Below are 19,488 nucleotides of genomic sequence, written 5' to 3' on the forward strand. Positions count from 1 at the left end.
TATCAACCATGAAAACATTACTATTAGCACTAACTTTATTGCCGTTTTTCGCCTCTGCTGGTGAGAAAATCAATGAACAAATTGAGGTGCCCGCTAATAAGCGTATTTTTATAGATAACCAACGCGGTGATGTACGTATTGAGGGCTGGGATAAATCACAATTACAGATCACCGGTGAGCTTGATGATAAAGCACAAGGGTATCGTTTAGAAGTGGCAGGAGATCGTATCGAATTTATCGTTAAAATGCCGCGTAACAATAATAACGGTTGGAATAGTGGCGATGGTTCTCAATTAGTTATTTATATGCCAAATAGCAGCGAACTTGAATTTACCGGTGTTAACGCCACTATCAGTGCTAAAAATTTGATCGCCGGGGCTGATATTGATGTCGTTAATGGTGATATTAACTTACAAAACATCAGTGGCAATATTACTGTGGATACCGTTAATGGTGATGTCAGTGCGATAGGCTTAAAAGGTGATATACGCTATGAAACCGTAAACGGCGAAATTAATGACAAAGACTCACAAGGCACGCTGCGCTTTACTGCTGTCAATGGTGATATTAAATCCAAAACAGCAGCTCAAGAAGTTCGCTTAGAGAATGTTAATGGCGATATCGACTTTGCTTTTCAGGCATTAAAAAGCTTACGTATTAGCACGGTAAATGGTGAGAGTGAAATACATATTAATGAGTTACTAAAAGGTGCGCAAATTACTTATGAATCTGTTAGTGGCGATGCCGATTTTTACTTCCCGACGGATGTTTCTGCGCGGTTTGAAATTGAAGCGCATGCCAATGGTAAAATTATTAATGAGTTGAGTGACGATAAAGTTAAAAAAGCGAAATATGGGCCATCAAGTGAATTGGAGTTTGCGGTTAATGGTGGTGATGCTGATATTGAAATAGACACTATCAGTGGGCGCATAGAATTACGTAAGCAAAAGTAATCTCCCGTAGCAAAGTAGGAAAAGAAATCCTGCTTTGCTCTTTGCACAACGTAGCCAAGTAGATAGAATAGAGGCCATTCATTGTTAGTATTGCGAAGTTATGGCTAAACCAGATAAACAAGTCGACACTCTTAAAGTTCCTCCTCATTCCATTGAAGCAGAGCAATCTGTTTTAGGTGGCTTAATGCTTGATAATCAAGCCTTTGACCGTGTTGCCGAGTTGGTCGTTTCGCAAGATTTCTATACACGTACCCATAAGCTTATTTTTGAAGCCATGGTCGAGCTTGCTGAAATAGGCGATCCAATCGATTTGATCACCATATCAGAGAGCTTAGAGAAAAAGAATTTACTCAGTGGTATCGGTGGTTTTGCTTATTTAGCTGAAATTGCTAAAAATACGCCAAGTGCGGCGAACATCGACGCCTATGCGAATATCGTACGCGAACGTGCTGTGGTACGTGAAATGATTGGCGTTGCCAATGAAATAGCCGAAGCAGGTTTCAATCCGGAAGGGCGCACCAGCCACGATTTACTCGACTTTGCAGAGAGTAAAGTGTTTAAAATTGCTGAGCAGCGGACAAAAAGTAACGATGGTCCGCAAAGTATTCACAGCATCTTAGAAAAAACAGTCGATAAAATCGAAGAGTTGTATCAGTCGCCACAAGATGGTGTGACGGGGGTAAGTACCGGTTATGCCGATCTAGATAAAATGACCACTGGTTTGCAGCCATCAGATTTAATCATTGTGGCCGCCCGTCCGTCGATGGGTAAAACCACATTTGCGATGAACTTAGCTGAACATGCCGCAATGACACAAGATAAGCCTGTGCTTATTTACTCATTAGAAATGCCCTCGGAGCAGATTATGATGAGGATGTTGGCATCCCTTGGTCGAATTAATCAGACCAAAGTGCGCACCGGTCAATTGGATGATGACGATTGGGCGCGTCTTTCATCAACCATGGGGCTACTGATGGAAAAAGGAAAGATGTATGTTGATGATGCATCAGGTCTAACTCCAACAGATGTTCGCTCACGTGCGCGTCGTATTGCTCGTGATCACGGTGGGATAAGTATGATCATGGTCGATTACTTGCAGCTAATGCGCGTTCCCAGCCTCTCTGATAACCGTACTTTAGAAATTGCTGAAATCTCACGGTCACTTAAATCATTAGCAAAAGAACTCCAATGCCCAGTCGTAGCACTGTCGCAGCTAAACCGTACTCTAGAGCAGCGTGCCGATAAACGCCCAATTAACTCCGACTTACGTGAATCAGGCTCTATCGAGCAGGATGCCGATTTAATCATGTTTATCTACCGCGACGAAGTATATAACGAAGACAGTACTGAGAAAGGGATTGCTGAAATTATCATAGGTAAACAACGTAATGGTCCCATTGGTAAAGTACGTTTAACTTTCCAAGGTCAGTTCTCGCGTTTTGATAATTACGCCGGACCTGCTGTAGATGATGATTACTAATGCGTTTAGCTATTGCCGAAATTAACTTACAAGCACTTGCTCATAATTTAGCGCAAGTGCGACAGTTTGCGCCTAATAGTAAAGTTATGGCGGTATTAAAAGCCAATGCTTATGGTCATGGTTTAGTAAAAATAGCGCAGCACCTTAATGATGCCGACGCATTTGCTGTGGCACGAATAGATGAAGCGCTCGCACTGCGGGCGGGTGGGCTGACCAAGCCTATTGTGTTGCTGGAAGGTTTTTTCCATCAAGATGATTTGCCGATTTTATTAGCCAATAACTTTCAAACCATTATCCATGATGAAAATCAGCTCAGGGCACTTGAAAATGCAAAGCTCGATGAACCAATCAGTTGCTGGTTAAAAATCAATACCGGTATGCATCGTTTAGGGATTGCACCAACGCAGTTGAATGATTTTTATCAGCGCTTGCAAGCGACGAATAACGCTAAAGATACAATCAATTTAATGACGCATTTTTCCAGTGCCGATGATGTTAATGATCCCAAAACAGCTGAGCAAATTGCTTTGTTTGATTCATTAGTGCAAGGCAAACAACAAGCACATTGTTTAGCAAATTCGGCTGGTATTATAGCTTGGCCTGCAGGTCATGGCGACTGGGTACGTCCAGGCTTGATGATGTATGGTGTATCACCAATGCTTAACACTTCTGGCAAAGACCATCAGCTGAAGCCAGTGATGCGCTTAACCACTAAGGTCATTGCAATTCGCGATGTTGATGCCGCGCAAGGTGTTGGTTATGGTGGCTGTTGGCAAAGTGCTCAGCCGACTAAGCTTGCAGTGGTTGCCATGGGCTATGGTGATGGTTATCCGCGCCATGCTAGACATGGCACACCTGTAGTGATTGCTGGCAAACGTTATGGTATTGCTGGCAACATCTCTATGGATATGATCAGTGTTGATATTGGTGAAAATGCTGATGACATCAAAGTCGGCGATGAGGTGGTGATGTGGGGCCCAGAATTACCCGTTGAAGAAATCGCCCAATGTGCCACGACAATCCCTTACGAGTTAGTCTGTAATATTACCCCACGGGTAAGCTATGAATATTTAGAGTAATGCTAAGCGTTACTCTTTGATAAAATACACATCGCTAAAACCCATGCGAGCAAACTCTTCATCACGAAAATTACGCACTGCCGCTGAGCCTTTTGAAGTCATAGCAATTTGCTGTTCCATCTTTAAATAATTTGTTAAATCAATCCCTTCAGCCGCAGCAATAGCCTGATACATATCGCGATATTTATCTTTTGCAAAATTAATTTCGCGAGGCTGATTTTTAAATTTGTACGTAATGCGTCGTGCCATGAGTCACTCATAAAATAATTTAATTGCGTTAATTTTACACCTTCTTCGACATCCGCTCTACCTTTGAATGACTTGTAGCTTAGCTCAAGTTACAATAACGGCCATATTTTTAAATAAACCAAGGAATTGTCATGAAATTATCTGTAGAGATCAGTAAGTACCCACTTCATCAAGATTATATCCCATTTATTAAGGGGTTTATTGATCGCTTAAATGAATATGACGATTTAAAAGTAATAACAAATACCTTGTCGACGCAAATTTTTGGTGATTACGATTTAGTAATGTCTGTGCTTAGTACTGAGATAAAGCGTTCATACGAAGAGTTTGGCAAAGCTATTTTTGTTTGTAAATTCCTCAATGGTGATCTCTCTCCCCAATAGCAGCTAAAGCCTTAGTGGATCAATTATGGAATTTATTACAGAAACTCTCGCAGGGTTTACTGCAATGTCGCACTGGGAATATATCGCAGTGGCGCTCTCTATGGCATATTTGCTATTAGCAATAAAAGAAAACCTGTGGTGTTGGCCTGCAGCATTTTTTAGCACCCTTATTTATACCATAATGTATTGGAATGGTGCTTTATTAATGGAATCGCTATTGCATTTTTACTATATGTATATGGCGGTTTATGGATGGGTAATATGGCGAAAAGGCGACGCTAATAAACATCAATTAGTGATCACCTCATGGCGCTTGCATCAACACTTATTCATCATTATTGCGACTTCGATTGTGGCATTAATATTTGGTTATGTGATGAACAATCATACCCATGCAGACTTTGCTTATTTAGATAGTTTTACAACCTGTTTTGCTGTTGTTACAACGTATTTAGTCGCAAAAAAAGTACTGGAAAATTGGCTGTATTGGATTGTTATTGATGCGGCTTCGATGTACTTGTATTACGAGAAAGGCTACTACCCAACATTAGCGCTGTTTATTTTTTACACCATAATGGCAGCATGGGGGTTTAAAACCTGGTATGAAGAGTACGAGCAAAATCAAGCTAAGCCTTTGGCGCAATTATAAGAAGCAGTATGACAGGTAAAGAAATTAGCGGCATTTTTGCCGCTTTTGATCCACAACTAAAGGTATTGAGCAATGAGCGGCTATTTAGCGGTTTAAGTAACGATAACTTTTTAGTGCGTACTGCACAGCAGGCTTTTTTATTAAAGTGCTATCGCGAGCATTGGCCAGTGCAGGGCTTGGCAGCACAAACTGTATTTGCGCAGCAGCAGGTATGCCCCAAACCACTGTGGACTGACGAAGTTAACAAGCTGGCGATTTTTGAATACCTAGAGGGGGATATTGCACAAGGGGATTTCACTTTAGAGTTGCTGCAAAAGTTGATTGCTTTTCATTGCCATGATGTTGTTACTGAGGCGATGGATATAAAGTATGAGCTGGATTTTTATAAAAAAACTCGCTTATATCAGCAATATCAAGCAAGCGTTGAGGATGCATTAAAGCAAATCGCGTTATTACCCCGTGATGAAGGTTTTTGCCATAATGATTTAGTAAAAGAAAACATTATTGTGAATAGCCAAGGCATGTTTTTAATTGACTTTGAGTACGCTAAAAGTAATGACGTATACTTCGATTTAGCAGCACTAACTGTTAGCTTTGCGTTGAATGATAAGCAAAAAAATAGCTTACTTTCAAACTACCAACAGCAATTGCCTGCTATTCAAAAATTTCACTATTCACTGCAAAAGCTTGAATGCTATCAGTTGGTGTTTTTAGTGTTGTGTATTTGTTGGTATAGCGCACGCTCAGTCGATAATAAAGTGACTGAGTTGCGTACGCAGTTGGATTGTTTGATTAGCTCAATGGATCATCGTTAAAGACCACCAAAACGCGCCGCAAGTTCTTTGTATTTTGCAACTTCATCTGCATCAAATAGTGGTTCGCCGTTTTCATCAACAGATTTCGATATTAATAAACTTTCCCGGGCAAGACGCTTTACACGTTCAACTTTAACCCCTAAAAACTCCGCTACTTGCTCGGTTGACATTAAACTCATAGATACTTCCTCATGTTAAACCTTTTACAAGCGCCTTAAAAAGTCGTTAAACGGGCATTTATATGTTGCAAAATGGTTAGTGATTTTTATTAAGTATAATTTAATAGCTGTTTTTTGCTTGCTTGTGAAGTAATTTATTATAATTTGCTGAATTATTAAGCATCTAAGCGATAGAAGCTAGCATTTAATTGCATATGCCTTTATTATTGCTCGGCCTAAGCACTGATATCGCGAGTTGGTGTGGTGGCACAAATGTGCTCTCGTGGTGAAATGGATATCACGTGGCCCTCCGGAGGCTGAGTTGTAGGTTCGATCCCTACCGAGAGCGCCATTTGCAATAATGCCCAGCCTTTCATCAAAGGCAATCAATAATAACTCTCTATCTTACTCCACAGTGTTTGCCCTCAATCACACTCTTTTAGTACTTATGATGTAAATAACCCCCTACCAATATTTAGAATTAATTAAATTACACAAATGGTAAAACTGACAACTGGACTATACTCATAATTCATTATCTTAGGGAATTGTATTATGCACTACAGCTCGCCTCCAATAAAAATGGTGGGATTACCGTTTCATGTCATTTTGTATACTAAGTAAGTCGAGCACAGTTGTTATTAGGCAATGCCTGTGAGTGTTGTGTTAAATGAGCTCTTTAGCAAAGAGTACTCTGGAGATTGAATGAATATTAAAACCCGTATTCTGGTGTTTGTCATTTTGTTTGAGATATTGGCTTATTCAACCCTACAGTTATTCAACACGCTAATTTACAAAGAATCTTTGGATGAATTTAAGCAAAATGAAATTCAAGCTGTGTTCAATGGCACTATTTCCCGAATCAATCATCTTACAGAACAAATGCAAGGGCATGCGATCGATCTGGCTCTAAGCGGTGAACAGTTATACTTTCTGCGTCATCAAAAATCTACTCCCATGGCTGATATCAAGGAACTGGCTCAGCGCACGTTACAAAATAAGTTTGCCAGTTTTGAACAAGCCATGGGAGGAGGGCTTTGGTATCAACCCCAGGTACTGGATGAGCAGTATCGTTATTTTGGCCCATATGTATATAAAGAAAATAAACAGCTGCAATTTACGTGGGATCTCAATAAACCACAGTACGATTATTTTTCTCAGGATTGGTACCAGCTTGCTGAACAGCAAGGGTGGGGATTAAACCAATCCAGCTATCGTCCAATATTTTGGACTAACCCTTATTACGATGATGCAGGCTCATTCTCGTTGATGATGACTATAGATGCGGTGATGCTTGACGATAACCGCAGTCCGATTGGTATGGCGACGCTCGACTGGTCTTTAGCTGAGTTAAGTGAGTTTTTAGTCAGCATTAAAGTGACCGAAAATGCACAATCATTTTTATTTCACCGGGATTCTGAGTTAATTATTGGCTTTACAGACAAGCCTCAAACGGTACAGCAGTTGACCGATGACTTTCCTTGGGCGGCAACATTAGTAGCTCAAAGTCGGTTAAGTAAGGTCAATAGCTTTGGGTTTGAGCAGCTAGCAATTGAAGATAAGTATATTTTTTATCAGCTTAGTGAGAGCGGTTTTATCTTTGGCTCATTAGTTCCTAAAAATGATTTAAGTAAACAAGTTGATAAAGTGTCTTCTTGGGCTTTAATCACAGGCAGTGGCATAGGGCTGTGCTTTATTATACTGATGATTTTTATCCTCAAAGCTTTGTTTAGCCCTTTTGATCAGGTATTAAATATCATAAAAAGCTCTATTCGTTATGGTAGTAATAAGCAAGTTAATCTACTGCCAGTTGAGTATGCTAAACGCAATGAGTTTACCCCAATTATTACTGCTTTAAATGATGTGTACTTACAAGTAAAAAGCTACGTCACTGAGATTGAAGATGCGAATACCAAGTTGATGTCTTCACAGCAACAAGTAAAACAGTTAAATGCGGTACTTGAGCGTAAAGTGGCTCTGCGTACTGCTGAGCTTGAGACTAAGACCAAAGAAGCAACATTATCGCTGGAACAGCTAAAACGTACTCAGCAACAGTTAATTGAAAATGAAAAGCATGCGTCGTTAGGACGATTAGTTGCTGGAGTTGCTCATCAAATAAATACCCCATTGGGCATTTGCGTCACGGCTGCATCAGTACTGGAAAGCACCTCGAAAACTATTCATGGCAAAGCGGCTGCGGGTAACATGTCGAGAGAGGAGTTTAATCAGGCCTATGCTCATATAATACAAAGCACAGAGTTATTGAGCGTGAATCTCCACAGAGCTACCAATCTAATCAATAACTTTAAACAAGTTGCGGTAGACAACGATACACAGGAAAATCGCTGGTTTAACTTAGGTGAGTATATCGATAATATTCTGCTGTCAATCCACTCACGTGTTGACCAAACGCCTCATAAAGTTAAATGCCAATACCAGCAAGAAATTCGTTTTTTTGCCTCACCAAGTGCATTCTCGCAAATTTTAGGGCAGCTAGTGGAAAATGCCTTAGTTTACGCTTTTGATGATTTAACGCCTGGGGAGGTGAACATTACAGTGAGTAAACATGATGAACAACTTCAGCTGATAATCAGCGATAATGGTAAAGGCATGCCAGAAGATGTCCGCAAGCAAGTATTTGACCCGTTCTTTTCTACGAATAACGCACAACTGAGCTTAGGTTTGGGGTTGCACATTGTTTATAATTTAGTGATACATAAACTAGCCGGTACGATAGAGTGCCAGAGTCAATTAGGTGCTGGCACTACTTTTATCATTACTATACCAATCAATGTAGTTGAACAACCGTGAGTATTTTTAAAGCCATTTTTTATTTTTGAAGTAAACGCCGATGGCACCGGTGATCACGACTAAAAATATAACAAAAAAACTAAATGCGTAAGGGCTCTCTGTACCAGGGATACCGCCTACATTTACGCCAAGTAAACCGGTTAAAAATCCTAGCGGTAAAAACAGTGCCGCAACCACCGACATCACATACATACGCTGATTTAATTGTTCGGAAACCTGATTAGTAATGGTTTGTTGAATAATTTGCGCACGTTCAATAGAGCTATCTAATTCTTCAATAAAGCGGATCAGTAGATTGGTGGTTTCGTTTAACTTGGCTTTGTCGTTTTCACTAAGCCAGCTGTATTTGTTTGCCATTAAAGTACTGAGCGCTTCTTTTTGTGGCCTTAAGTAGCGTTTTAAACCAATTGATTGACGGCGTAACTGCGACAGTCCTTGGTTATCAAAGCGCTTGGTCGGCTCGTCAATTTCATCTTCAAAAATATCGAGAGTGTCATCTAAACCATCAATTACCCCTTGCATACGTGAGGTAAGATTTTGTGTAAGTTGGCAAACTAATTCAGAAATGCTAACTGGCCCAGTTTTTTCTTCCAGTGCAGCTAAAATATCTTGGACTGAAAGTAAACGGCGTTTTCGGGTAGTGACCACTACATTTTCATTGATAAATAAACGAATTGAGACCATGTCTTCAGGGCTTTGTGCAGGATTTAAATTCACGCCTCGTAAAAACAACATACAACCGTTAGTTACTTTGGTGATACGAGGGCGTGTTTCATCGGCTGTTAATGATGCAAGTTCATAATCAGTCAACAATTCACTGTTTTGTAACCAATCTATGGCTTCACTTTGGCTATAATCAAGATGAACCCACAATTTACCTTGCTCAGGCTGCCAGTTATGTAGGTCTGCGCTATTATCAATTGTGCGTGCGCCGCCTTGTTCATCAAGTATAAGTGCGTGTAGTAAACCATTGAACATAGTAAATTCTCATTAATCCTGTATGTTAATATAGTTGACTATTGAGTGACTTAGGTCAATTAAATTAGCTTATCATTTGGATAAAATTATTTCATTTGTGTTTTTATCCGTGTAGCGTATAAGACAGTTTTTTATTAAAGGGCACATTTATGACGGCAAAGATAATTGTTGGTTGGCGTGAGTGGTTAAGTTTACCTGAGCTTGGCATTAATCAAATTAAGGCTAAGATTGATACGGGCGCCCGTACGTCATGTATTCATGCTCTTAATATTGAAGAATATGAGCGAGAAGGCGAAAAGTGGGTTAAATTTATTGCTCAGCCTTTGCAAGAAGATGAGCACACTCAAATTGAGTGTGATGCTAAAGTAAAAAAGATGAAATATGTAACCAGCTCAAGTGGGCAGCGTGAGTTGCGGTATTTTATTGAGACTAAGCTCTGCGCTGGTGATAAAAGTTGGCCAATAGAAGTCACTTTGACCAGCCGAGCGAGTATGAAGTTTAGAATGTTATTAGGGCGCACAGCCATGGAAAATCGTATAGTCGTTGATCCGGCTTTATCTCATTTATTAGATAGTTAAGGTTTTAACTATGAAAATTGGTATTTTATCTCGTAACAAGAATTTATATTCAACGCGTCGTTTAATTGAAGCAGCTGAGATGCGTGGTCATGAAGTAAAAGTGATCGATGCATTACGTTGTTACATGAACATTAACTCTGAGCAACCAGAGATCCATTATCGCGGTGAAAATTTAAAAGATTTTGATACCATAATCCCGCGTATTGGTGCTTCAGTTACTTTTTATGGTTGTGCAGTACTGCGTCAGTTTGAAATGATGAATGTATTTCCTGTTAATGAATCAGTTGCTATTTCACGTTCGCGAGATAAATTACGTTCGTTACAGTTGTTATCACGTAAAGGCGTTGGTATGCCGGTAACCGGTTTTGCCAGCAAGCCAGATGACGTTAAAGACTTACTTGAAATGGTTGGCGGTGCACCTGTAGTTATTAAGCTGTTAGAGGGTACTCAAGGCATTGGTGTGGTGTTAGCTGAAACACGTAAAGCTGCTGAGAGTGTTATTGAAGCCTTTATGGGCTTAAAAGCTAATATCATGGTACAAGAGTATATTAAAGAAGCTGGTGGTGCAGATATCCGCTGTTTCGTACTTGGTGACAAAGTGATTGCCGCAATGAAGCGTCAAGCACAAGATGGTGAGTTCCGTTCTAATTTACACCGCGGTGGCAGTGCAACATTAGTGCGTATTACGCCAGAAGAACGTAGAACAGCAGTAGCTGCAGCTAAAGCAATGGGCTTGAACGTAGCTGGGGTTGATTTACTTCGTTCATCTCGCGGACCTTTGGTAATGGAAGTTAACTCTTCACCAGGTCTTGAAGGTATCGAAGTAGCAACAGGAAAAGATATTGCAGGTATGGTGATCGAATTTATCGAAAAAACCGCTGCAACCAAAAGGACCGCAACGCGTGGCAAAGGTTAGAATCAATAGTGCGTTTACTTTATTAGGTGAAACGGTGGGTGTCGGTGAGCGTAAGACGCTGGCCCTAGAAGCAGCTAAGCTGTACACCCATTCGCCGTTGAATATCCCAATAGAGGTAGTGAATGGAGTTCAAGCAGGGCCTGTTTTAATGGTCTGTGCGGCTATTCATGGTGATGAACTCAATGGCGTAGAGGTCGTACGCCAATTATTAGCAAAAATAGATGCTAACCAGCTGCGTGGTACGCTGATTGCTGTGCCGATTGTTAACGTATTTGGTTTTATTCATAAGTCACGTTATTTACCTGATCGCCGTGATATGAATCGCAGCTTTCCAGGTTCTATTCGTGGATCGCTTGCTGGACGTATGGCACATATGTTCTTTTCGCAAGTGGCCATTCATTGTACGCATATTATTGATTTACATACTGGCGCAATACATCGCACCAATTTACCGCAAATTCGCGCAGATTTGAGTGATGAAGCAACGGCACAAATGGCGAATGCATTTGGTACACCAGCCGTTATTGATGCGTCACTTCGTAATGGTTCACTGCGAAGTGAGGCCGCGAACTTAGGTATTCCGGTGATTACATACGAAGCTGGAGAAGCGCTGCGGTTTGATCCAATTGCAATAGCGGCTGGTATGCAAGGCGTTGATTATGTCATGCGTCATTTAAAAATGATCCGTGGCAAGCGCGCTAAGAAGTTACCTGAGCCAATTATTGCCAGCTCTACCAGTTGGGTGCGTGCTGAAGTCGATGGCATTGTGCGTGCGCAAGTATCATTGGGTGAGCGAGTAATGAAAGGGCAAATATTAGCTTATATCAGTAGCCCGCTCGGTGATTCTGAGCTGGAATTATTAGCGCCAAGAAGTGGTATAGTGATTGGTCAACAAACTATGCCACTGGTTAATGAAGGTGATGCAGTGTTTCATTTAGCATATTTTGCTCACGCAAACAGCTTGGTAGAACAACAGCTTGAAACCTTTATTGATGAAATAAGTGATATTGAAGATGAGTTAAAAACAGCGGAATTAAATAATTAATTGCTGATTGTAACTGATCAAAAAAGCCGTTTAAGGATATTCTTAAACGGCTTTTTGTTATGTGCTTTTCGTTTATTGCAGCTTTTTAGGTCCAATAGCGCGCTTAACCGCGATTGCTTTAGTAGGTTTCGGCTCTTTATTTAAAACCATCACCGGACGAGTAACAAATAGGTTATTAGGATAAATAACTCGGTGCCCATCAACATGTTCTAATACCACATTCATCAAGCCCATCTCGACAATACGCCCCTCAACAAAGTTCGCGCCGTCAATAACTCTAACCCAATAACCAACACGACAGTCATTTTGAATAAACATTAGCAAAAACGAGGTCAGATTGCTCAATAGCGACCAAGCTGCAAATAGTGCAACACCTAGCATGGCAAACAAAGATGAGCCAAGTACCAGTAAACCCCGTAATTCAATACCCCAAAAAACTAACACTAAGCACAGCATTACAAATGCGAGAATAATTTTCAGTAATAGTTCGGCACGATATTTACGGTGAATATCGACTTTGCCCTTAATAGTTTTTTCGAGTAATTTTTTAGTCAGTTTTAATAGTACAGGAAAAAGTAACAGAGCGACTAAAGTGACGATGAGTTTATACTGCGTGCTAAGAATATCTAACAGTTCCACAATCAATCCAAATGCGGTTTAGGAGCAACTAGTTTAGCGTTTTTAGCACACTTTAAAAGGAATTTTTTACAGTGACTAGCCATTGAATAGAATCAACATCATCACTTTTATCAAGTGGAGCGGCGATATCTAAATGGATCACAGTCCCTGCATTTGCTCTGCTTGGAGCGAGCCGTAACCCGATACCTATATTTTTCAATACTTGGCCATTTTTACCGTTATTTTGGTCATTAAACCAAGCGCGACCAATATCAAAAAATGCAGCTCCACCAACTTTAAACAGCTGAAGCAGGTCGTATTCCCAATAATAGCGTTTTTCAAGATTAACTAAAAAACTACGATCGCCTTGTTGGTAGTCTAGCGGATAGCCACGTAGGCCATTTTCGCCGCCTAAGATTAGCTGTTTGTCGGGAGTTAGGTTTTTAGCATAGTCTAAGCGTATTTTGGCATACCACGATTGTTCAAAACTGGTGTTTAAATAATACTGCACTTGAGTGCTCGCGAGTAAGTTCTCTACTTTGCTTTGTTGTTCGTTCCAATTACCATCTAGGCTAGCATGAAAGCGCCAAAGGGTATTATCGCCACTAAAATGAGCTTTTTTCGCATCAAAAGAGTAAATAGCGCGGCTATCGTCATTGCTTAACTCTTCACTTGCATAGCCTAATAAACCTTGCACATTCCAACCAAGATTTAAATCTTCAGTACGATAAATACTGTCGAAATTACGCACTTTTATGTAGTGATCTTCAAACCAATGACCACTGATATATGGATAGCTTAGCTCCCGTTTTTCAGCCAATGGTGTGACGGTATTTACTGTGCTCTCAAAAGCTTGCTGTTCATGGGTATAACCGACGCTAATGCGTTGAGTCCAATTATTAGCAAGCTGTTTAGAGTGGCCAAAGTGAATGCGATTATAGTCTGTTTTCTGGATAAATTGACTGAATACTTCACCTCGTTTATAGAGAGATTCAATTCGTTGATCAGAGTAGCTTAATAAGCCATAGCTGTAAGGCGTATCAATAGAGTAAAAAGGGTAGCTAAGCTCGAGTAAATGGCGTTTACCATCGTCGTTATCTGAGTATTCTATACGACCACGGTAGCGGCTAGAAAGTATATTAGGATCATCATAAACAAACAGGTAACCATTACGTTCTGCATCGGTAGTGCGAGCAAGTGACAAACGTTTACCCCAGCCAAATAAATTGGATTCGCGAAACCCAATGCTCGATTTATTTTCGCCACCACTGCGGCTGAAGCTAATTTCTGGTAGTAACGTCCATAAATCGCGGGTGATCACTTTTACATTAATGTCACCATCGCAGTTAGTTTCTGCTTTTATTCTGGCATCGTATAGATAACCTTGACGACGTAATAAGCGCTCTGATTCGGCGAGTTTTTTCGGCTCATAGTGATCACCAGGTTCGAACAATAAAATATTTTTTATAACGTCTGGCTCAGTGGTCATATGAACACGATTGGCAAAGCGAAATAATGCGTTATTTTCTGCTTCTAAATTGGTATTGAAGACGTTGAGTTGATCAAGTTCGACCTGGGCAATTTTGGCTTTGTTGGTTTTTTCTGGCAGTGTCTCATCGACATCAAGTTGGCGACGGAGATTTTTTTCAGTGGGTGTAATTGTGCGTTGATTACTGCAACTTTGCTGTTCGTCACCAGATGATTGCGCTAAGCCATAGGATGAATAGAGCAAAGTGCTGCAACAGCTAAACAATAAAAATGCATAAGCGTTATTTACAACCATTGAAATCCTTTATTATGGGTTTTTACCGTTAACCCACTACACACTAAGTTTGTGTATAAGTCTACCTCATTGTTGCAATAGTGTAAGAAAATAGTGTGCTAAGGCTGCTAATAAATGCTCAGCTTCAATGCCTTCGCCATTAACCCAAATACTGTTACTGTAGTGTTCAAAGTTTAAATTAAAGCTTTGCTGTGCATACGTAAAGCGACATTGGTGGCGATCCGCTCCCGCTGCAAATTCACCAATTACTATTTCTGGGCCATGTAAAAATAACTGCGCCCAAAGCTCGAAATCATCATCGTTGGGCATTTCGCTGGGGATAATAATAATGGCATTATGTTGATTATCTAGTTGCAGCTGAGTCATCAATTTTCTCTTTATTTAAGACTGGGCTAAGTAGTCGCGTATGGCGTGTAAAAAAGGGCTGCCGTACTTATTGAGTTTAGTAAAGCCAACTCCTGACACTTTGAGAAATTCACTGTCATTGGTTGGCATTAGTTGCGCCATTTCTGCGAGGGTTTTATCGTTAAACACCACATATGGTGGCACATCATCCGCATCGGCAAGCTCTTTACGTAAGGCACGTAGTTTGGCAAATAGCTTTTTATCGTAATTAAACTGAGCGAGCTTGTCTTGGTATACGTGCTTCGCTTGCAGACGTGGTTCAGCCATTTGCAGCGCGTATTGACCTTTCAAAATAGCGCGAGCACCTTCGGTTAAGCGCAGTGCTGAGCCTTGGGTGATATCTTGACTCAGTAAGCCTTGGTGAATCAGTTGGCGTAAAATACTGAGCCAAAATTCACTACTGTGGTCTTTACCTATGCCATAAGTGCTGAGTTGGTGGTGATTGTTATCCCTAATGCGGCTGGTATTTGCTCCGCGCAGTAGCTCAACTATGTAGCCTAAACCAAACCGTTGTTCGGCACGATACACACACGAAAGGGCTTGTTGTGCCACTAAAGTACCATCAAAACTTTTTGGTGGATTTAGGCAAATATCGCAGTTGCCGCAAGGTTCGCGTTGATATTCACTAAAGTAGTTAAGAAGTATTTGTCGACGACATGTTTGTGCTTCTGCGAAGCTGGCCATGGCGTTAAAGCGTTGCTCTTCGACACGACGACGTTGTTCATCTTCAATGTCTTCAAAAAATCGCCTAACACGGCCAATATCGGCCGGATCAAAATACATAATAGCTTCAGCGGCCAAGCCATCACGGCCAGCACGGCCAGTTTCTTGATAGTAAGACTCGATACTTTTGGGAATATCATAATGCAGTACAAAACGGACGTTGGGTTTATTAATGCCCATGCCAAAGGCAACAGTAGCCACCACTATTTGAATATCGTCACGGGCGAAACCGGTTTGTACAAATTGGCGTTGCTCGTTACTCATACCTGCATGGTAAGCCGCTGCGTTCATTCCAGCATCAGCGATCTTTTCAGCTATTTCATCAACTCGTTTTCGACTGGTGCAATAAATAATACCACTTTGACTTTGTTGTTCTTTTAAGTAGCGAAGTAATTGCGCCAGCGGTTTGAATTTTTCTTCAATGGTGTAACGAATATTTGGTCGATCGAAACTACCAGTGTGTATATAGGGGGCATTTAAACCAAGCTGCTGGACGATATCAAACCGCGTGGCTTTATCAGCTGTCGCTGTGAGCGCCATCATAGGCACATCTGCAAAGCGTTGTTTTAGTTCGCTTAAGCGGCAGTAGTGAGGGCGAAAATCATGACCCCAATGTGATACACAGTGAGCTTCGTCAATCGCAAATAAACTAATATTAAGGTGACTTAAGCGCTCTTTAAATTCATGTTGCAGCACTTTTTCAGGTGCAACATACAGTAGCTTAAGCAAACCATTGTGCAGTTGTTGATATATTTGCTGCTGTTCGTCGCGGTTTAAACTGTTATTGATATACGCCGCTTTCACCCCGAGCGCTTGCAATTGTGATACTTGATCTTGCATAAGGGAAATTAATGGCGAAATAACGACTGTCAGACCGCTTAAGGCAAGCGCGGGCACTTGGTAGCATACTGATTTGCCGCCGCCAGTTGGCAGCAATACTAGCGAATCTTGGCCGTTAAGGGCTGCATTGATCACCGTTTCTTGGCCATCACGAAATTCGCTATAACCAAACACTTGTTTGAGTATAGCTGCGGGACTGCGCACTACGGTGCTTGCTGTGGGATTTGGTGTATTCATCGCGGACATTTTAGAGCTTTTAGACGACCTTGCATAGGTGCTTTTTATCGCACTTTCTTTTTAGTTGTGCTTTACTCATCTTACCAGTTATAAAGTCGCGGATAATAATAATGAATAAAGCCCAATTAATTGACCAAGTTGCTAAAGTTTTTGTAGAGCAAATGCCGTTTAACCAGTTTTTACAAATAAAAGTTAAATCACTAGATGCGGAACAAGCGCAAATAAGCTTTCCTTGGCAGGATGTCTTTATTGGTAATCCTGCTCAAAAAATTCTCCACGGTGGGGTGATCTCTGCGGTGCTTGATAATGTGGGGGGGATGCTAGCGGCGGCGGCGATGATAGATAAGCTCACTGAGCTTAATATAGTTAATATTCAAACCAAGCTAGCGACACTCGGCACCATCGATTTGCGCACTGATTACTTGCGTCCAGGCAAAGGGCTTGAATTTACCGCTAGTGCTAAGCTAATTCGCTCCGGTAATAAAGTATGTGTATGCCGGATGGAGCTCCATAATGAACAAGGCATTCAAATAGCTTTTGGTACGGCAACTTATTTAGTTGGATAAAGCGTAGCTGGCAGGTAAACTAGCCGCCATTAAACTACATCAGAAACAATCTATGCCAACTAATCCTGAACAGCGTAAAGGTGTTATCTTAGCCTGTATGGCTTTTTTTATGTGGGGCTTAGCACCTATTTATTTTAAATTACTACAGCATATATCAGCTTTTGAAATACTGATGCATCGTGTGGTTTGGTCGGTATTATTCATCGTCATCATTGTTGCAGTAATGAAGCAATGGCATAAAGTACAGCATGTACTTAAACACCCTAAACTCATTGCTATGCTGGTTATTACGGCCACCTTACTTGGCTTTAACTGGGGGCTATTTATTTGGGCGGTTAATAATGATCATATGCTTGATGCAAGTCTTGGTTATTATATCAATCCGTTATTAAACGTACTGCTAGGTATGCTTTTTTTAAGTGAAAAACTACGCAAATGGCAAGCGCTAGCGGTTGCTCTGGCGTTATTTGGTGTGGTGATCCAAGTTATTAGTTTTGGCTCATTTCCGGTGGTCGCACTTTCATTAGCAGGGTCATTTGCGGTGTATGGCTTACTTCGTAAAAAGTTACCTATCGAATCATTGCCGGGGTTACTACTAGAGGCATTAATATTATTGCCAGTTGCTTTAGTATATTGGTGGTTAATGGCGCCATCGAATAGCTCTGATTTCGTAGCGAATGATTGGCATACTAATGTATTGTTGATCAGTGCAGGCGTTATTACCACACTGCCACTACTTTGCTTTACAGGTGCTGCCAAGCGATTGCAGTATACTACCTTAGGGTTTTTCCAATATATTGGGCCAAGTTTAATGTTTGTGTTGGCGGTGGTATTTTATGGTGAAGTATTTAGTCCTGAACGAATAGTAACATTTGCTTGTATTTGGAGTGCGCTGGCTATCTTTAGTTGGGATTCCTATCGACAATCACAAAAGCGTAAACGTGAAAATATCCCTGCACCCACTAAGCCTGTTTAAGCAATGACTTTATTGCGGCCAGTTTCTTTGGCTTCATAAAGCTTAATATCGGCCTGTTTTAATAATTCATCAATTTGATAAACAGGCCCGTGTGCGTAACCAATAGAGAGCGTAAATTGAATTTTTTCTTTGCTAAATTCAGGGCTATTGAGCTCAACAAAGTGACGAAAATTATCCAGACGTTTTAATACTTCATCTTTATTTGTGTCATTAAAATACACAGCAAACTCTTCACCGCCTAAACGAGCCGCCAAGTCTTTTGTAAAGTATTTTGCAAAACAAATTGAAAGTCCTTTTAGTACTTCATCACCAGCATCGTGGCCATAGGTATCATTGATTGCTTTGAAATGGTCAATATCGAGCATCGCCAAAGAGGGAATTAACTCTTTTTTCTGCAGTTGTTTTAATGATTTTGTGGTCTCTTCAAAGAAGTAGCGACGATTAGGTAGTTTAGTTAAATAGTCAGTGTTCGCTTGTAAGCGAATGGTGGCAATTTGTTCCAGCATGTCAACGTTCTGGCTCAAACGGCAATAAAATTCCTCGTTATTAAATGGTTTACGTAAATAGTCGTTTGCGCCATTTTTCAAAAAACGCGCCGAAAGATGCGCTGCATTTGAGCCGGAAATACCGATTATTGCTTTTTCATCATTACTGTATAAGCGACGAATTTCACCACATAACTCATCACCATTCATGTTAGGCATTTCGTTATCTGCAATTATAACTGCTATATCAGGTGTTTGTTCGAGCACTGCAAGTGCTTCAATGCCATCACAGGCTTGTAATATTTGATATTTATGACGTTTAAGCAAGCTGCATATATGTAGTCGTGCTGATGGTGAGTCATCGACGACTAAGACTTTAACGTTTTCGTTGCGAGGTAAGCGCTGTAGTTGCTTTTCTAAATAATGGTAGGCTTGCTTGTTCTCTTTAGTGATGTAATCAATTATTGGATATTTTTCGACGGTATCACGGGTCTTTGCATCTATATTGCCGGTCATTACTATAGTAGGAATTTGAGCTTCAATAGTGCAGGGTACAGCCTCGCCTTGTGGTGCGTCAGGTAGAATAAAGTCTACTACAGCGCAAAAATAGTTATTTTTACTAATTAACTCTTTTGCTTGCGCTAAGGAACAGGCTATATCTGCATCATAGCCAACTTTAATTGCAATGTGCTTTTGCACTCGCGCTATAGTTGGCGTATCTTCAATGATGAGTATTTTTCGTGTCACGTAACACCTTGTTT

General features: G+C 40.8%; 20 protein-coding genes and 1 tRNA gene. 13 read left to right on the forward strand and 8 right to left on the reverse strand.

Annotated elements, in window-relative coordinates:
* Window positions 1-8: 8 nt before the first annotated feature.
* The 3 genes from H5186_RS14485 to alr all read left to right on the forward strand — a co-directional run bounded on the left by H5186_RS14485 (window position 9) and on the right by alr (window position 3,512).
* A complete protein-coding gene (locus H5186_RS14485; protein ID WP_182718071.1) occupies window positions 9-953 on the forward strand; it encodes a DUF4097 family beta strand repeat-containing protein in 945 nt (314 codons plus the stop codon).
* A 100-nt stretch (window positions 954-1,053) separates the two neighbouring features.
* On the forward strand, window positions 1,054-2,433 hold the full coding sequence (gene dnaB, locus H5186_RS14490; RefSeq protein WP_145237015.1) for a replicative DNA helicase: 1,380 nt from the start codon (window positions 1,054-1,056) through the stop codon (window positions 2,431-2,433).
* Window positions 2,433-3,512, forward strand: coding sequence for an alanine racemase (gene alr / locus H5186_RS14495; protein WP_182784528.1), 1,080 nt, complete (start codon window positions 2,433-2,435; stop codon window positions 3,510-3,512). Before dnaB ends, alr begins: the two co-directional genes overlap by 1 nt.
* A gap of 9 nt (window positions 3,513-3,521) precedes the next feature.
* Here alr and H5186_RS14500 read toward each other — a convergent pair whose 3' ends face one another.
* Window positions 3,522-3,761: a DUF2960 domain-containing protein gene (locus tag H5186_RS14500; RefSeq protein WP_145237021.1), complete on the reverse strand. Its 240-nt coding sequence runs from the start codon at window positions 3,759-3,761 to the stop codon at window positions 3,522-3,524.
* Between the two features lie 131 nt (window positions 3,762-3,892).
* Here H5186_RS14500 and H5186_RS14505 point away from each other — a divergent pair, with 131 nt between their 5' ends.
* The 3 genes from H5186_RS14505 to H5186_RS14515 are packed head-to-tail and all read left to right on the forward strand — an operon-like array spanning window position 3,893 to window position 5,608.
* The gene (locus H5186_RS14505; RefSeq protein ID WP_145237024.1) at window positions 3,893-4,144 is read left to right on the forward strand and encodes a hypothetical protein; all 252 of its coding nucleotides are present in this window, start codon (window positions 3,893-3,895) and stop codon (window positions 4,142-4,144) included.
* Between the two features lie 25 nt (window positions 4,145-4,169).
* The gene (gene pnuC, locus H5186_RS14510) at window positions 4,170-4,793 is read left to right on the forward strand and encodes a nicotinamide riboside transporter PnuC (protein WP_149980641.1); all 624 of its coding nucleotides are present in this window, start codon (window positions 4,170-4,172) and stop codon (window positions 4,791-4,793) included.
* A gap of 8 nt (window positions 4,794-4,801) precedes the next feature.
* Window positions 4,802-5,608, forward strand: a complete 807-nt coding sequence (locus H5186_RS14515; protein ID WP_182784530.1) for a phosphotransferase — start codon at window positions 4,802-4,804, stop codon at window positions 5,606-5,608.
* Here H5186_RS14515 and H5186_RS14520 read toward each other — a convergent pair.
* On the reverse strand, window positions 5,605-5,787 hold the full coding sequence (locus H5186_RS14520; RefSeq protein WP_145237033.1) for a helix-turn-helix domain-containing protein: 183 nt from the start codon (window positions 5,785-5,787) through the stop codon (window positions 5,605-5,607). The two genes, H5186_RS14515 and H5186_RS14520, sit on opposite strands and share 4 nt — an antisense overlap.
* 256 nt (window positions 5,788-6,043) lie before the next feature.
* Here H5186_RS14520 and H5186_RS14525 point away from each other — a divergent pair.
* Both H5186_RS14525 and H5186_RS14530 read left to right on the forward strand, forming a co-directional pair.
* A tRNA-Arg gene (locus H5186_RS14525) sits at window positions 6,044-6,118 on the forward strand.
* Between the two features lie 353 nt (window positions 6,119-6,471).
* A complete protein-coding gene (locus H5186_RS14530) occupies window positions 6,472-8,577 on the forward strand; it encodes an ATP-binding protein (protein WP_182784532.1) in 2,106 nt (701 codons plus the stop codon).
* A 6-nt stretch (window positions 8,578-8,583) separates the two neighbouring features.
* Here the strand turns inward: H5186_RS14530 and H5186_RS14535 are convergent, their stop codons facing one another.
* Complete coding sequence (locus H5186_RS14535; protein WP_145237039.1) at window positions 8,584-9,555, reverse strand: zinc transporter ZntB; 972 nt, start codon at window positions 9,553-9,555, stop codon at window positions 8,584-8,586.
* A 149-nt stretch (window positions 9,556-9,704) separates the two neighbouring features.
* Here H5186_RS14535 and H5186_RS14540 point away from each other — a divergent pair, with 149 nt between their 5' ends.
* From H5186_RS14540 to H5186_RS14550, 3 genes are read left to right on the forward strand one after another with little or no spacing between them, the layout of a single operon-like run.
* Complete coding sequence (locus H5186_RS14540) at window positions 9,705-10,133, forward strand: ATP-dependent zinc protease (RefSeq protein WP_145237042.1); 429 nt, start codon at window positions 9,705-9,707, stop codon at window positions 10,131-10,133.
* A 10-nt stretch (window positions 10,134-10,143) separates the two neighbouring features.
* Window positions 10,144-11,049, forward strand: a complete 906-nt coding sequence (gene rimK, locus H5186_RS14545; protein ID WP_145237045.1) for a 30S ribosomal protein S6--L-glutamate ligase — start codon at window positions 10,144-10,146, stop codon at window positions 11,047-11,049.
* A complete protein-coding gene (locus H5186_RS14550; RefSeq protein WP_145237048.1) occupies window positions 11,036-12,094 on the forward strand; it encodes a succinylglutamate desuccinylase/aspartoacylase family protein in 1,059 nt (352 codons plus the stop codon). The genes rimK and H5186_RS14550 overlap by 14 nt, the downstream gene beginning before the upstream one ends.
* 72 nt (window positions 12,095-12,166) lie before the next feature.
* On the opposite strand, the gene H5186_RS14555 is transcribed toward H5186_RS14550, so the two are convergent.
* From H5186_RS14555 to recQ, 4 genes are all read right to left on the reverse strand, one after another.
* Window positions 12,167-12,733 carry a mechanosensitive ion channel domain-containing protein gene (locus H5186_RS14555; protein ID WP_149980644.1) on the reverse strand — a complete coding sequence of 189 codons (567 nt, stop codon included), beginning with the start codon at window positions 12,731-12,733 and terminating at the stop codon, window positions 12,167-12,169.
* Window positions 12,734-12,785: 52 nt separating this feature from the next.
* Complete coding sequence (locus tag H5186_RS14560) at window positions 12,786-14,495, reverse strand: POTRA domain-containing protein (RefSeq protein WP_182718076.1); 1,710 nt, start codon at window positions 14,493-14,495, stop codon at window positions 12,786-12,788.
* Window positions 14,496-14,561: 66 nt separating this feature from the next.
* A complete protein-coding gene (locus H5186_RS14565; RefSeq protein WP_182718077.1) occupies window positions 14,562-14,861 on the reverse strand; it encodes a DUF3630 family protein in 300 nt (99 codons plus the stop codon).
* Window positions 14,862-14,876: 15 nt separating this feature from the next.
* A complete protein-coding gene (recQ, locus tag H5186_RS14570; protein ID WP_182718107.1) occupies window positions 14,877-16,700 on the reverse strand; it encodes a DNA helicase RecQ in 1,824 nt (607 codons plus the stop codon).
* Window positions 16,701-16,810: 110 nt separating this feature from the next.
* On the opposite strand from recQ, the gene H5186_RS14575 reads away from it, so the two are divergent.
* Together H5186_RS14575 and rarD are read left to right on the forward strand one after the other, a co-directional pair.
* The gene (locus H5186_RS14575) at window positions 16,811-17,266 is read left to right on the forward strand and encodes a thioesterase family protein (RefSeq protein WP_182794616.1); all 456 of its coding nucleotides are present in this window, start codon (window positions 16,811-16,813) and stop codon (window positions 17,264-17,266) included.
* A 52-nt stretch (window positions 17,267-17,318) separates the two neighbouring features.
* On the forward strand, window positions 17,319-18,242 hold the full coding sequence (gene rarD / locus H5186_RS14580) for an EamA family transporter RarD (protein ID WP_182794617.1): 924 nt from the start codon (window positions 17,319-17,321) through the stop codon (window positions 18,240-18,242).
* Here rarD and H5186_RS14585 read toward each other — a convergent pair.
* Window positions 18,239-19,474: a response regulator gene (locus tag H5186_RS14585; RefSeq protein ID WP_182784534.1), complete on the reverse strand. Its 1,236-nt coding sequence runs from the start codon at window positions 19,472-19,474 to the stop codon at window positions 18,239-18,241. The two genes, rarD and H5186_RS14585, sit on opposite strands and share 4 nt — an antisense overlap.
* Window positions 19,475-19,488 lie beyond the last annotated feature (14 nt).

Source organism: Pseudoalteromonas sp. SG41-2, assembly GCF_014164535.1.
Classification (GTDB): domain Bacteria; phylum Pseudomonadota; class Gammaproteobacteria; order Enterobacterales; family Alteromonadaceae; genus Pseudoalteromonas; species Pseudoalteromonas rhizosphaerae.

What these genes read in the sequence shown, in the direction of transcription:
- H5186_RS14485 (WP_182718071.1), top strand. Translation starts at nt 9, where the DNA reads ATGAAAACATTACTATTAGCACTAACTTTATTGCCGTTTTTCGCCTCT.
- dnaB (WP_145237015.1), top strand. Translation starts at nt 1,054, where the DNA reads ATGGCTAAACCAGATAAACAAGTCGACACTCTTAAAGTTCCTCCTCAT.
- alr (WP_182784528.1), top strand. Translation starts at nt 2,433, where the DNA reads ATGCGTTTAGCTATTGCCGAAATTAACTTACAAGCACTTGCTCATAAT.
- H5186_RS14500 (WP_145237021.1), bottom strand. Translation starts at nt 3,761, where the DNA reads ATGGCACGACGCATTACGTACAAATTTAAAAATCAGCCTCGCGAAATT.
- H5186_RS14505 (WP_145237024.1), top strand. Translation starts at nt 3,893, where the DNA reads ATGAAATTATCTGTAGAGATCAGTAAGTACCCACTTCATCAAGATTAT.
- pnuC (WP_149980641.1), top strand. Translation starts at nt 4,170, where the DNA reads ATGGAATTTATTACAGAAACTCTCGCAGGGTTTACTGCAATGTCGCAC.
- H5186_RS14515 (WP_182784530.1), top strand. Translation starts at nt 4,802, where the DNA reads ATGACAGGTAAAGAAATTAGCGGCATTTTTGCCGCTTTTGATCCACAA.
- H5186_RS14520 (WP_145237033.1), bottom strand. Translation starts at nt 5,787, where the DNA reads ATGAGTTTAATGTCAACCGAGCAAGTAGCGGAGTTTTTAGGGGTTAAA.
- H5186_RS14530 (WP_182784532.1), top strand. Translation starts at nt 6,472, where the DNA reads ATGAATATTAAAACCCGTATTCTGGTGTTTGTCATTTTGTTTGAGATA.
- H5186_RS14535 (WP_145237039.1), bottom strand. Translation starts at nt 9,555, where the DNA reads ATGTTCAATGGTTTACTACACGCACTTATACTTGATGAACAAGGCGGC.
- H5186_RS14540 (WP_145237042.1), top strand. Translation starts at nt 9,705, where the DNA reads ATGACGGCAAAGATAATTGTTGGTTGGCGTGAGTGGTTAAGTTTACCT.
- rimK (WP_145237045.1), top strand. Translation starts at nt 10,144, where the DNA reads ATGAAAATTGGTATTTTATCTCGTAACAAGAATTTATATTCAACGCGT.
- H5186_RS14560 (WP_182718076.1), bottom strand. Translation starts at nt 14,495, where the DNA reads ATGGTTGTAAATAACGCTTATGCATTTTTATTGTTTAGCTGTTGCAGC.
- H5186_RS14565 (WP_182718077.1), bottom strand. Translation starts at nt 14,861, where the DNA reads ATGACTCAGCTGCAACTAGATAATCAACATAATGCCATTATTATTATC.
- recQ (WP_182718107.1), bottom strand. Translation starts at nt 16,700, where the DNA reads ATGAATACACCAAATCCCACAGCAAGCACCGTAGTGCGCAGTCCCGCA.
- H5186_RS14575 (WP_182794616.1), top strand. Translation starts at nt 16,811, where the DNA reads ATGAATAAAGCCCAATTAATTGACCAAGTTGCTAAAGTTTTTGTAGAG.
- rarD (WP_182794617.1), top strand. Translation starts at nt 17,319, where the DNA reads ATGCCAACTAATCCTGAACAGCGTAAAGGTGTTATCTTAGCCTGTATG.